Source organism: Natronohydrobacter thiooxidans (genome assembly GCF_001884735.1).
GTDB lineage: Bacteria > Pseudomonadota > Alphaproteobacteria > Rhodobacterales > Rhodobacteraceae > Roseinatronobacter > Roseinatronobacter thiooxidans_A.
The window spans coordinates 430668-443078 of record NZ_MJAP01000034.1; the positions used below are offsets into that span (position 1 = coordinate 430668).

16 protein-coding genes are annotated in these 12411 nt (G+C 63.5%); 8 read left to right on the top strand and 8 right to left on the bottom strand.

The features are described from left to right. The first annotated feature begins 7 nt into the window (after window positions 1–7). Both BG457_RS16705 and BG457_RS16710 read left to right on the top strand, forming a co-directional pair. Window positions 8–1072 carry a FliM/FliN family flagellar motor switch protein gene (locus BG457_RS16705; RefSeq protein WP_071798680.1) on the top strand — a complete coding sequence of 355 codons (1065 nt, stop codon included), beginning with the start codon at window positions 8–10 and terminating at the stop codon, window positions 1070–1072. Between the two features lie 112 nt (window positions 1073–1184). Further along, window positions 1185–1577 carry a VOC family protein gene (locus tag BG457_RS16710; RefSeq protein ID WP_071798682.1) on the top strand — a complete coding sequence of 131 codons (393 nt, stop codon included), beginning with the start codon at window positions 1185–1187 and terminating at the stop codon, window positions 1575–1577. A gap of 113 nt (window positions 1578–1690) precedes the next feature. Here the strand turns inward: BG457_RS16710 and BG457_RS16715 are convergent, their stop codons facing one another. The 5 genes from BG457_RS16715 to ald form a co-directional block, all read right to left on the bottom strand. Next, window positions 1691–2116 (bottom strand): protein tyrosine phosphatase family protein, encoded by a 426-nt coding sequence (locus BG457_RS16715; RefSeq protein WP_071798684.1) that lies wholly within the window; start codon window positions 2114–2116, stop codon window positions 1691–1693. A gap of 12 nt (window positions 2117–2128) precedes the next feature. Beyond that, on the bottom strand, window positions 2129–2563 hold the full coding sequence (locus BG457_RS16720; protein ID WP_071798686.1) for a DUF6691 family protein: 435 nt from the start codon (window positions 2561–2563) through the stop codon (window positions 2129–2131). Beyond that, window positions 2563–2991 (bottom strand): YeeE/YedE family protein, encoded by a 429-nt coding sequence (locus tag BG457_RS16725; RefSeq protein ID WP_071799267.1) that lies wholly within the window; start codon window positions 2989–2991, stop codon window positions 2563–2565. The genes BG457_RS16720 and BG457_RS16725 overlap by 1 nt, the downstream gene beginning before the upstream one ends. Before the next feature lie 77 nt (window positions 2992–3068). Next, entirely contained in the window at window positions 3069–3932 is an 864-nt protein-coding gene (locus BG457_RS16730; RefSeq protein WP_071798688.1) for an MBL fold metallo-hydrolase, read from the bottom strand. Window positions 3933–4055: 123 nt separating this feature from the next. Beyond that, entirely contained in the window at window positions 4056–5174 is a 1119-nt protein-coding gene (ald, locus tag BG457_RS16735) for an alanine dehydrogenase (RefSeq protein ID WP_071798691.1), read from the bottom strand. 136 nt (window positions 5175–5310) lie between these two features. On the opposite strand from ald, the gene BG457_RS16740 reads away from it, so the two are divergent. Continuing rightward, complete coding sequence (locus BG457_RS16740) at window positions 5311–5769, top strand: Lrp/AsnC family transcriptional regulator (RefSeq protein WP_071799268.1); 459 nt, start codon at window positions 5311–5313, stop codon at window positions 5767–5769. Window positions 5770–5808: 39 nt separating this feature from the next. Here BG457_RS16740 and mscL read toward each other — a convergent pair whose 3' ends face one another. Continuing rightward, window positions 5809–6207, bottom strand: coding sequence for a large conductance mechanosensitive channel protein MscL (gene mscL / locus BG457_RS16745; RefSeq protein WP_071798693.1), 399 nt, complete (start codon window positions 6205–6207; stop codon window positions 5809–5811). An 81-nt stretch (window positions 6208–6288) separates the two neighbouring features. Further along, window positions 6289–6735: a YtoQ family protein gene (locus BG457_RS16750; protein ID WP_071798695.1), complete on the bottom strand. Its 447-nt coding sequence runs from the start codon at window positions 6733–6735 to the stop codon at window positions 6289–6291. 137 nt (window positions 6736–6872) lie between these two features. On the opposite strand from BG457_RS16750, the gene BG457_RS16755 reads away from it, so the two are divergent. From BG457_RS16755 to BG457_RS16770, 4 genes are all read left to right on the top strand, one after another. Next, window positions 6873–7526, top strand: a complete 654-nt coding sequence (locus BG457_RS16755) for a protein-L-isoaspartate O-methyltransferase family protein (RefSeq protein ID WP_071798697.1) — start codon at window positions 6873–6875, stop codon at window positions 7524–7526. 45 nt (window positions 7527–7571) lie between these two features. Continuing rightward, the gene (locus tag BG457_RS16760) at window positions 7572–8939 is read left to right on the top strand and encodes a TolC family outer membrane protein (RefSeq protein ID WP_071798698.1); all 1368 of its coding nucleotides are present in this window, start codon (window positions 7572–7574) and stop codon (window positions 8937–8939) included. A gap of 147 nt (window positions 8940–9086) precedes the next feature. Next, a complete protein-coding gene (locus BG457_RS16765) occupies window positions 9087–9758 on the top strand; it encodes a hypothetical protein (RefSeq protein ID WP_071798700.1) in 672 nt (223 codons plus the stop codon). A gap of 30 nt (window positions 9759–9788) precedes the next feature. Further along, the gene (locus BG457_RS16770; protein ID WP_071798703.1) at window positions 9789–10481 is read left to right on the top strand and encodes an aspartate/glutamate racemase family protein; all 693 of its coding nucleotides are present in this window, start codon (window positions 9789–9791) and stop codon (window positions 10479–10481) included. Window positions 10482–10512: 31 nt separating this feature from the next. Here BG457_RS16770 and BG457_RS16775 read toward each other — a convergent pair whose 3' ends face one another. Next, window positions 10513–10959, bottom strand: coding sequence for a YcgN family cysteine cluster protein (locus tag BG457_RS16775; protein ID WP_071798704.1), 447 nt, complete (start codon window positions 10957–10959; stop codon window positions 10513–10515). A gap of 274 nt (window positions 10960–11233) precedes the next feature. Here BG457_RS16775 and BG457_RS16780 point away from each other — a divergent pair, with 274 nt between their 5' ends. Beyond that, a complete protein-coding gene (locus BG457_RS16780; protein ID WP_071798706.1) occupies window positions 11234–12403 on the top strand; it encodes an FtsW/RodA/SpoVE family cell cycle protein in 1170 nt (389 codons plus the stop codon). Window positions 12404–12411 lie beyond the last annotated feature (8 nt).

The window sequence follows — 12411 nt, forward strand, 5'->3', positions numbered from 1 at the left end:
CAAGCCAATGACCAGGACCGCACAAAGCGCAGAGGAAACCGGACCGGCTGGCGAACAGGCGCGTGCTGATGCACTGCGCCTGATGGCGACGCGGCATCAACGCGCCGCCGCGCAGGACCGCGCCCAGCTCTGCGCCGCGCTGCGGGTGGCCTTTGGCCGGATGGCCTCTGACTGTCCGGGGCTGGATGCGATGGTGCAGCGCGTCGATATCCGGCAGGGCGCGCTGGCCGAGTGGCTGGATCTGATGGAAAGCGGCATGTTTCTGGCGCTGCTCGAAGGGCAGGGCGAGCGGATCGGCCTCATGACCGCCTGCCCGATGCTGATGGCCGGGATGATCGAGGCGCAGACCACAGGCCGCGTCGATACCGCCATTCCCCCCCGCCGCAAACCCACGCGCACCGATGCCGGGCTGATCGCGCCGCTGATCGACGCATTCCTGCGCCAGATCGACCAGCGCTGCGCCGATCTGGCGCAGGCGGATCTGGTCTCTGGCTATGTCTATGGCTCTTATCTCGACGATCCGCGCCCGCTCGGTATTCTGCTCGAAGACGGGATGTATCACATCCTGCATCTACGCATCAGTCTGGGCTTCGGCGCGAAAGAAGGCGATTTGCTCCTGATCCTGCCCGATCCCGCGCCCGCGCGCCCCGGACGCCGCGATGCGGCGACCGAGATGGAGGCCGAACGCGACTGGCAGGCGCGGATTGAAGCCGCGATCAGCAGCAGCGAAGTGGTGCTGAATGCGATGCTCGGACGGGTGCAGATCACGCTCACCGATGCGCTGCGCCTGCGCCCCGGCGATATTCTGCGCCTGCCCGAAAGCGCGCTGGAAACCCTGACGCTGGAAACCCTCGATGACAATGCCATCGGCATCGGGCGTCTGGGGCAGGCGCGGGGGCAGCGGGCCATGCGCCTGACCGCTGATCCCGGCGTACTGACGGATGCGACCGGCGCGAGCGTGCCGCGCGTCGCCCTGCCTGCGCAGATCACCCCCTTTGCCCCGCCGAAAGCCGCCTTCGTGCCGGACAGGCCGGGGGCGGGAGCGATTGCCGAGCCGCGCGACCCGGAGTGAAGGCCGGGGCCTGCGCAGGGGAAGTGCCCGGCGATATGCGCCCGGCCCGTGAAAACGCTTGGCGGATGGGTGTTCCTGTTTTATCCTCGCGGCAGCATGCAGCGAGGGAAGAATGTCCGTCATCAGCCATATCACGCTCGGGACGAATGACACGCGACGCGCCGGGCGCTTCTATGACGAGGTGCTCGGCGCGCTGGGTTTTGCGCGTCTGCCCAAACCTCCGGGCAAACCACCGGCCTATGAGAAGGGCGGAATGCCGACGCTATATCTCTATCCGCCGGAAGATGGCCGCCCGGCGACATGGGGAAACGGGACGCATATCGCCTTTGTGGCGGAAACGCGGGACGCGGTGCGGAATTTCCACGACTGCGCCTTGCGTCTGGGCGGAAGCTGTGAGGGTCCACCGGGGCTGCGACCGCATTACGGGGAAAATTACTATGCCGCCTATGTGCGTGACCCGGATGGCAACAAGCTGCAAGCGGTCTGCTACGCCGCAGCAGATTGAGTGTTTGTGACACAGGCCGCTGCAGGGCTGACGCGCAGGCTTTCGTGACTTCGGAAGCACTGGCGCAACAAAAAAGCCCCCGGCGTGACGACCGGGGGCCGAAGCGCGCTGTCTCAGCCCTGCGCCAGCTGGTCGATCGTGCCCCGGAACGGCTCCAGCGCATAGCCATAGCGCGCGGGCGCTGCGACCAGCTCATCCGTCGGCCTCTGCCCGGCCTGCGACAGCGCCCAGACAATCGACGAGCGGTTGCCCGAGGCGCAATAGGCCAGCACCGGCCCGTCGCTGTCGCGCAGGGCAGCGCCCTGCGCCTCGACATTCTCCATCGTGATCGCGCCGCCGATTACCGGGTTCAGCACGAAGCGAAGCCCCGCCGCCTCGACCGCCTTGCGGAGTTCCGCTGCCCGGATTTCGGGCGGGATTTCCCCGTCGGGGCGATTGCAGATCACTGTGGTGTAGCCCGCATCCGCAATCGCGGCCACATCTTCCGGCGCGATCTGGGGCGAGACTGCGTAACTGTCAGTCAGGGGTCGAATATCCATGCAAGGCTCCGCTCAGATAGCTGCCAGACGGTCGATCTGCAGCCGGATAGGTCTGGCTATCAGCATACCGCCGATCATCGCAAGGATAAAGGCGATCCCGCCGGTGCCGCCCCAGCTGAGCGAGGCAATCGCCGGGCCGGGGCACAGCCCCACCAGCCCCCAGCCCGCCCCGAACAGCACCGAGCCGATCACCAGATTATGCCCCAGTCGCGGATCAGGCTTGGCCGGAAACGGTTCTCCCACCAGCGACATGGCGCGTTTGGTGGTCATGTGCCACGCGAGCAGCATGGGCAGGATCGCACCGCCCAGCACGAAAGCCAGCGTCGGATCCCAGGCGCCGAAAATATCCAGCCAGCCCTGCACCTTGGTCGTGTCGGTCATGCCCGAAACCAGAAGCCCCGCGCCGAATAACCCGCCCGAAAGCGCTGCAAGAACAATGCGTTGCATCAGATCACCCCCAGAACATGCCGAAACAGCACCATCGCGATACCGCCCGCCAGCAGATAGAACACCGTCGCCACGATCCCGCGCAGCGAGAAGCGCGAAATCCCGCAGACCCCGTGCCCCGAGGTGCAGCCATTCGCCAGCCGCGTGCCGATCCCCACCAGCAACCCGCCCGCAATGATCACCGCCAGATTGGAGGTGATATTGGTCGACACCTCGACCGAATAGAGCGGCAGCATCAGCGCAGGCACCACGATGAGCGCGGCCAGAAAGGCCACCCGCTCGGCCCAGTTGCCCAGTCCGGTGCGGTCCACCAGCCCGCCGATAATCCCGCTCGCGCCCATGATCCGGCCATTGCCCAGCAGGAAAATCGCCGCCGCCATGCCGATCATCAGGCCCCCGATCAGGCCCCAGATCCAGTCTGTTTCAATCATTCTCTTACCCTGCTCGCAGAAGCGGCGCGGCAAAGCCCTGCCGCGCGCGCCCCGTGTTGATGTTGTCGCCCGGATCAGAGCGTGTTGACCGGCACTTTCAGATAGACTGTACCATTATCCTCGGGCTCGGGCATCTGGCCCGCGCGCATATTGACCTGCAATGACGGCACGATCAGTCGCGGCATGTCCAGTTCCGCATCGCGTGCTTTGCGGGCGGCGACGAAATCTTCCTTGGATTTGCCCATGCCCACATGCTTGTTCAGCCGCTTCTGTTCGCCCACCGTGGATTCCCAGGCATAGGTGTCGCGGCCTTCGGCCTTGTAATCATGGCCCACGAAAATGCGCGTCGCATCGGGCAGGGCAAGGATTTTCTGCACCGAATCCCACATCGTATCGGCAGAACCACCGGGGAAATCGCAGCGCGCCGTGCCGAAATCGGGCATGAAGAGCGTATCGCCCACAAATGCCGCATCGCCGATCACATAGGTCAGGCAGGCTGGCGTATGGCCCGGCGTGTGCAGCACATCGCCGCGCATTTGGCCGATATGGAAACTGTCGCCATGCTTGAACAGCGCGTCGAATTGCGAGCCGTCGCGCTGGAACTCGGTGCCTTCATTGAACACCTTGCCGAAAGTGTCCTGCACGATGCGGATATTCTCGCCAATGGCGATCTTGCCGCCCAGCTCGGCCTGAATATAGGGCGCGGCGGACAGGTGGTCGGCATGGACATGGGTCTCCAGCAGCCATTCGACCTCATAGCCTTTGTCCTTCACGAAAGCGATGACCTGATCGGCCGAGCGCGTATCGGTGCGTCCCGAGGCATAGTCGAAATCCAGCACCGAATCGACAATCGCGCATTTCAGGCTGTTCGGATCGCGCAGGACATAGGTGACGGTAAAGGTCTCTTCGTCGAAAAAGGCGGTAACTTCGGGCGTCATCTTGCGTCTCCATCTTTCAGTGTTGGAGGCAATATACGCTTTTGAATACATATTGCAAGATTTGAATGTAATAAATCCCGCAAAGCCCCGCGCCGCCGGAATGGGCAGCGCGGGGCGCGCAGATCAGATTTTCAGCGCTTTCGCGGGCGAGAGCACATCGATTTCCAATGCACGGCCCACGGCGTAATGGGTCAGGTGGCCGGCATGGGTGTTCAGCCCTTCCATCAGATGCGGGTCATCCTCGCAGGCTTTGCGCCAGCCCTTGTTGGCCAGCGCCAGCATGAAGGGCAGGGTCGCATTGCCCAGCGCGATGGTCGAGGTCCGCGCCACGGCCCCCGGCATATTCGCCACGCAATAATGCATCACGCCATCAACCTCATAGACCGGCTCGGCATGGGTGGTCGGGCGCGAGGTCTCGAAACAGCCGCCCTGATCGATCGCCACATCCACCAGCACCGCGCCGGGCTGCATGGTCGAAAGCTGCTCGCGCGTGATCAGTTTCGGGGCCGCAGCACCGGGGATCAGCACCGCGCCGATCACCATATCGGCCCGCGTGATCAGATCGGCAATCGCCGCAGCATCCGAAAACTGCGTCGTCAGCCGCCCGTGGAAGATATCATCAAGGTAAGACAGGCGCGGGACCGAGCGGTCCAGAATCGTCACATTCGCCCCCATGCCCACGGCCACCCGCGCCGCCGCCGTGCCGACCACGCCGCCACCGATGATGGTGACATTCGCAGGCCGCACGCCCGGCACACCGCCCATCAGCACTCCGCGCCCGCCATTGGCCTTTTGCAGCGACCAGGCGCCCATTTGTGGCGCAAGCCGGCCCGCGACCTCGGACATCGGCGCCAGCAGCGGCAACCCGCCATGACGGTCGGTCACGGTTTCATAGGCAATCGCGGTCACGCCCGAATCCAGCAGATCGCGGGTCTGGCTGGGGTCGGGTGCCAGATGCAGATAGGTGAACAGCAGCTGGCCTTCGCGCAGCTGCCGCCGCTCGACCGCCTGCGGCTCCTTGACCTTGACGACCATCTCGGCGCGTGCAAAGATTTCCTCTGCAGTATCAACAATTTCCGCGCCGATCTTCGTGTAATCTTCATCGGTGAAACCGGATCCTGCTCCGGCCCCCGTCTCGATGATCACCTGATGACCATGCGAGATGGCCTCCAGCGCGGCATTGGGCGTCAGGCCCACGCGAAATTCCTGTGGCTTGATTTCCTTGGGGCAACCGATCAGCATGATATCCTCCGTTATGCTTCCAGAAGAAGATATTGCAAAGCCTGCGCGAAATCTTTGATATTATGTGCAGGAATCGCAGATCGTGGCGAAGATTCTGCGCAAGATACCGGATTTCAGCAAGAAAGGTTGCGCCGCAATGCAGCTAGACACGACAGATCGTCGCATCCTCCGGGTGCTGCAAAAGCAGGGCCGGGTCACGAATGCCGAACTGGCCGAGCTTGTGCATCTCTCGCCTTCGGCCTGTCACCGGCGGGTGCAGCGGCTGGAAAGCGAAGGGATCATTGCCGATTATGTGGCCCTGCTCGATCTCAAAAGCATCGGGCGGCCCACAGTGGTTTATGTCGAGATCAAGCTCTCGGGGCAGAGCGACGAGATTCTGGATGCGTTCGAGCGCGAAATCCGCCGCGTGCCCGATGTGCTGGAATGCCACCTGATGGCGGGCAGCGCGGATTACCTGCTTAAGATCATCGCCGCCGATACCGAGGATTTCGCCCGCATCCACCGGCGCTATCTCAGCCGTCTGCCGGGGGTGGTGCAGATGCAATCCTCCTTCGCGCTGCGCACGGTGGTCAAGACCACGGCCGTCGATATCTGAGCCGCCCGGACGCGCCATGCTGTCCGGGCCGACAGGGCGTCAATCCGTGGGACGTGCGCGCAATTCGTCACGAATCTGGATCAGCAGTTCTTCCTGCGTCGGACCTTTGGGTTCTTCCGGGGCCGGGGCGGGGGCCTCTTCCCTCCTGCCCAGTCTGGACAGCCGGTTGAGCGTGCGCACCAGCATGAAGACCACAAAGGCAATGATCACAAACTTGATCACCGCATTGATGAAATTGCCGATCATGAATTGCGCGTTGCCGATGCCGAAACTGACCGCGCTGAAATCAATGCCGCCGATGAAAATCCCGATCAGCGGGTTGATCATATCCTCGACCAGCGAATTGACAATCGCGGTAAAGGCCGCGCCGATGATGATCCCCACAGCCAGATCCATCGCATTGCCACGGGCGATGAACTCCCTGAACTCTTTCAGCATCCTGTAATCCCTCGTGATTATGATGGCAGGATGCTAGCGCCAACGCCCGGACGGGTAAACTGATTAATCCTGCGATGCCGGTCAGGGCAATTGTCCTTTCAGCGTGTAGCGCAGGATCTGCACCACCTGTTCCGGTCTCTGCGCGACGGCGAGCGCTGCGGCATCGACCTCTTTCAGGGCATGCTGATGCTCGTCCTCATGCAGCACGATCAGCGATTTGCCCAGCGCCGCCGCATAGCCTGCATCAAAGGCCGCGTTCCATTGCCTGTATTTCTCGCCAAAGCGCACCACCACGATATCGGCATCCGCCAGCGCCTTTCGGGTGCGGATCGCGTTCAGCTTCGCGCCCTTGTGGTCATGCCAGAATTTCTGCTCCTCCGCCCCCAGAATGGCCACGCCGCAATCATCCGAGGCCGCGTGATCGGTCACAGGCCCGGTGAAGGTGACCGGCAGATCAGCGGCCCCTTGCGTGATCTGATCGCGCCGGTCGCTGTGGATCTCGCCTGCCAGATAGACGGTGAGTTTCATGTCAGCCTCCGTTTTTGCGCCTGTTCCCCAGCATATAAGCTGACGATCCGCGATCTCCAGACGCTGGCATGTTGCGGGGGCGGGCAAACTGTGGCAAAGGTCAGTGACAGGCTTGCTAAACTGATGAGTTCAAAACGATGGCCGATTTCGCTTCCCGCCGCCGGACCATGGTCGACACGCAAGTGCGCCCGTCTGATGTGACCAAATTTCCCATCATCGAGGCGATGCTGCGTGTCCCGCGCGAAGAATTCGTGCCCGATGACAAGATCGAGGCCGCCTATATCGGCGAGAATCTGGCGCTGGAGGGCGGGCGCGTGCTCCTCGATCCGCGCACATTGGCCAAGATGCTGGATGCGCTGAACATCACACGCAGAGATCTGGTGCTCGATATCGGCTGCGGCACAGGCTATTCCTCGGCGCTGATGCAATCCATGGCGCAGGCCGTCATCGGGCTGGAAGAGGATGAGGTGCTTGTCAAAAGCGCCGAAACCGCGCTCGCGCGGGCCGGGGCGGAAACCGTCGTGCTGGTAAACGGGCCACTGACTGCGGGTGCGACGGAACATGCGCCCTATGACGTTATGATCCTGCAAGGCGGGATCGAGGAATTTCCGCAAACCCTGATCGGGCAACTGGCCGAAGGGGGCCGGGTCTGCGCGCTGTTCATGGATGGTGCGCTGGGTGTGGTCCGGCTGGGTGTGCGCAAGGGGGACGTGATCGGCTGGCGCGATATCTTCAATGCCGCCGCCCCGGTGCTGCCCGGCTTTGCGAAGGCAAAGGCGTTCAGCCTGTAGGGAAAGCAAAACGCGCAACAAGCGCGGCATAAAGGGGCAGGATGGATGAAGCGTTTCTTGAAAACCTTGGCGATGGCCTCAACCTGCATCTGTCTTGGCGCAAGCGTGCAGGCGCAATCACTCGCGGATACGCTGATTGCGGCCTACCGCAACTCGAACCTGCTGGAGCAGAACCGCGCCCTGCTGCGCGCCGCTGATGAGGATGTGGCCGTGGCCGTGGCCCAGATGCGCCCGGTGCTGAATTTCGTTGCCGATGCGCAGCAGCGCCTGTCCTCGGGCGGACAGCCCGACAGCCTGACGCTGGGCTTCAATCTGGCCGCCGAAGTGACCATCATCGATTTCGGGCGCGGCAAGCTCGCGCAGGAAGCCGCTAAGGCGCAGGTTCTGGCGACACGTCAGGCGCTGGTCAATGTTGAGCAGAATGTGCTGCTGTCCGCGATTTCTGCCTATATAGATGTGCGCACCGCGACCGAGGCCGTGGCGCTACAGCAAGCGACGCAGCGCGTGATCACCCAGGAACTGAACGCCGCGCGCGAACGCTTTGAACTGGGCGAGGTCACCCGCACCGATGTCGCGCTGGCCGAGGCCCGTCTGGCCGCCGCGCGCTCGTTCCTGTCCGCCGCCGAAGGCGATCTGGCCGCCGCGCGCGAAGCCTATAAGTTCGCGACCGGCAACTATCCGGGCCAGTTGCGCCCGCCGCCCAGCCTGCCGCGCACGGCGGCCAATCTGCAGGTCGCGCAGGATATCGCGCGCCGGACCCATCCCAGCGTGTTGCAGGTCCAGCACGAAGTGACCGCCGCCGAACTGAATGCCGAGCGCGTCTTCGCCCAGCGTCACGGCTCTGTCACCGGATCGGCCTCGCTTGGACGGCAATTCAGCGATAGCGGCGATACGACCAGCGCGACCGCCGGTATCCGCTATGCGCGCCCGATCTATCAGGGCGGCCAGTTGAACGCGCTGCACCGTCAGGCCAATGCCCGCCGCGACGCCGTGCGCGCGGGGCTGCATCAGGCCGTGGCGCAGGCGTTGCAGAATGTTTCGGTGGCCTGGGCGAATGTCGATGTGTCCAGCGCCCGCATCGCGGCCAGCCAGCAACAGGTCCGCGCGGCCCAGACCGCGTTCGAGGGCACGCGCGAGGAGGCCCGCCTTGGCGCGCGCACCACGCTTGATGTGCTCAATGCCGAGACCGACCTTCTGGACGCGCGCACCCAGCTTCTGCAGGCGCAGGGGGCGCAGCAGATTGCCACCTATAATCTCTTGGCGGCGATGGGGCTTCTGACGGTCGATCATCTGGGGCTGGGGATTCCCACCTATGATGCCGAAGCCTATTACAACGCTGTGCGCAATGCCCCTGTCACCTCATCGCAGGGCGAGGCGCTGGATCGCGTGCTGCGCGCGATTGGTCGCCAGTAACCCGTTTACCGCGCAGGGATATTCAAGATTGTCTGCGCGCGCGCGCCGGGTTACACTTGTGCATATTCAGGCGTTTGTGCTCAGGGCCCCGTTCAGAAGGTGCCGCGCATGCGAATGCCTTGGCAGGTGTGGTAAGAGGGCAGCAGAATGACAGAAGCCATGTCGCGGCGCGATATCGAGGATGTTCTGACCTCCATCAAGCGGCTGGTCTCGCAAGAGGCGCAGAGCCGCCCAAACCCGGAGCCCGCCCTCGCGCGCACGGGCAAGCTGATCCTGACCCCGGCGCTGCGTGTGGCCCCGGAAGCGGAGAGCGCTGCGCCCGCCACGCCGATTGCGGCAAATGATCCCGCGCCGACAGAGCCCCTCGCGCCGACGCCGCCTGCGGAAGCCCCTGCCGCTGAGGCCGGAACGCCTGCAAGCTATTCGCTGATCCGGCGCATCTCCGAGGCCGGGGCCATTCCCCCGGCGCAGCCGGACCTAGCGCCCGAGGGTGATGCCTTCGACGCCTTTTCCGGCGCGGAGCCGGATCAGGCGATGGAGGGGCTTGAGGATAGCGCGCTGGAAGCCACGCTTGCGCGGCTGGAGGCGGTTCTTTCCGGCAAACCCGTGCCCCCGGCAGAATCCGCCGAAGCGACAGAGACCCCCGATGCCACCACGCCGGAGGGCGAGCAGATCATCGACGAGGGCATGCTCTATCAACTGGTCGCCCATATCGTGCGGCAGGAATTGCAGGGCGAATTGGGCGAGAAGATCACCCGCAACATCCGCAAGCTGGTCCGGCAGGAAGTCGCCCGCGAATTGCAACTGCGCCGCAGCTAGGGTTGCGCAGCATACTCGGGATCCCCGGTGATGAAGAAAATCGGAATGATCGGCGGGCTGAGCTGGGTCTCAACCGCCGAATACTACAAGCGCGTGAACGAAATCATGCAGGCGACGGCGGGCGGCGTATCCTCGGCCCGGATCGTGCTCGAAAGCGTTAACCGACAGGACTATGTCGATGCGGTGATCGCGCGCGAGGACGAGGACGCCGCCTGCGCACAAATCATGGCGTCAGCCCGCGCATTGGAGGCGGCGAGGGCCGATTTCATTGTCATCACCTGCAATGATGTGCACCGCTTCGTGCCTGCAGTGCAGCCGGAAGTCTCGATCCCTTTCCTGCATATCGCCGAGGTGACGGCCGAAGCCATCAAATCGCAGGGGCTGAAGCGGGTCGCGATCCTTGGTGTGCGCAAGACGATGGAGAGTGACTTCTACCCCGAAATCCTTGCCCGGCACGGGATAGAGGCTGTCATTCCAGATCTCACCGAGAAAGCCTTCATTCACGACAGTATTTATGAAGAACTGGTTCGGAACGAGTTCCGGCAGGAAACGCGCAAGGAATACCAGCGTATCATCGCGGCACTGGGTGCACGCGGCGCGGATTGCGTGGCACTTGCCTGCACCGAGATCCCCTTGCTGCTGGACCCCGGAGAGTCGCCCCTGCCAGCTTTTTCGACCACCGAACTCCATTGTCAGGCCGCCGTGGCCCGCGCGCTGTCATGACGGGGCGCAGTGCATCCGGTGCAAGAGGGGTTTACCCCTCCTCCAGTGGATAATCTTCCCAATCCTCCAGCGCCACCACCGCTTCGGACACGGTGCGCCCCTGCATCGACATGCCCGCCTTGCGGGTCGAGGCGGGATCTCCCGTCACCAGCGGGTGCCAGTCGGGCAGGCTCTGGCCGTTATGCAGCAACCGGTAGGCGCAGGTCTCGGGCATCCAATAGGCGATCTCATCCAGATTGCGCGGCGTCAGCACCACGCATTCCGGCACATGGCGTTTGCGCTCGGTGTAGTTCGCGCAGCGGCAGCTGCTGTCATCGAATAACCGGCAGGCGACGCGGGTGAAGATCAGCTCTTCCGTGTCGATATCTTCCAGCTTGTTCAGGCAGCATTTGCCGCAGCCGTCGCAGAGCGCCTCCCATTCCTCGGGGGTCATCTCGGTCAGGGGGAGGGTCTCCCAGTATCGCGGGCGCAGGCTCATACCGGCCACATAGCCGCAGCGCGCGCCGCTGAAAAGGGGGGCTTGCGCGGGCCGGGGCCGCTTTGCCACCGGTTACGCGCTTGTGACCCTGTGGCCGGACCGGACCCGGACGGAGACCCCCCTAAGCAAATGTGAGCCGCACAGATCGGGGTAGGGTGCGTTTATTCTGGAATCCGGGGAAATTTCGGGGTAGTCTTGGAAACTAGACCCGGAAAACGGGCAAATCAGGCAAGTTGACGCAAAACCAGAACAGACGGGTAGTCGGGGCAGTTCGATGACAGAAATGGTCTATGGCACCGCGCCAATGCGCGTTGTGGAGCCTGTGCTTCCGAAATGGTGGCGCACGATTGATCGGGTTTCGCTGACAGCCGTGCTGCTGCTGATGGCGGTCGGGCTGCTTCTGGGGCTCGCGGCCTCGCCGCCGCTGGCCACGCGCAACGGCTTGCCGCCGTTTTTCTATGTGCAGCGGCAGGTGTTTTTCGGCCTCTTGGGCATCGCGGCCATGATCGCCATGTCGCTCTGCTCGCCCGAGCGCATCCGGCGCGTCGCGACAGTGGGGTTCTTCATCTCGCTCCTGGCGATTGTGCTCCTGCCCTTCTTCGGCACTGATTTCGGCAAGGGCGCGGTGCGCTGGTACAGCCTCGGCTTCGGCTCGTTCCAGCCCTCGGAATTTCTCAAGCCCATGCTGGCGGTCTTTGCCGCCTGGCTGCTGGCCGCAGGCAATGAACCCGGCGGCCCGCCGGGCAAGGCGCTGTCGCTCGGGTTCACCATGATCGTGCTCGGATTTCTGGTCATTCAGCCCGATTTCGGACAGGCCGCGCTGATCGCGGCAGGCTGGATGATCATGTATTTCCTCGCAGGCGCGCCGATGTTCCTGCTGATCGGTTTCGCGGCGCTGGTGCTGCTGGGGGGCTACACCGCCTATCACAGTTCCGAACATTTCGCCCGCCGCATCGACGGCTTCCTCGCCGCCGAGATCGATCCGCGCACCCAGATGGGCTATGCCCAGAACGCGATTTCCGAAGGCGGCTTTTTCGGCGCGGGCGTGGGTGAGGGGCGGGTGAAATGGTCGCTGCCTGACGCGCATACCGATTTCATCATCGCGGTTGCGGCGGAAGAATACGGGCTGATCCTGGTTCTCTTCATCATTGGCCTTTATGCCACGATCCTCATGCGCTCGCTCTTCCGGCTGATGCGCGAACGCGACATGTTCATCCGCCTTGCCGGCACCGGCATCGTGGTCGTCTTCTCGCTTCAGGCCATGATCAACATGGGCGTTGCGGTGCGGCTTCTGCCCTCGAAAGGCATGACTTTGCCACTGGTCAGCTATGGCGGCTCATCGCTGCTTGCGACGGGGCTTGCAATCGGTATGCTTCTGGCATTCACGCGCAACCGGCCACAGGGCGAAATCGGCGAGATTCTCTCGCGGCGCGCGTCAGCCTGAGGGGCAGC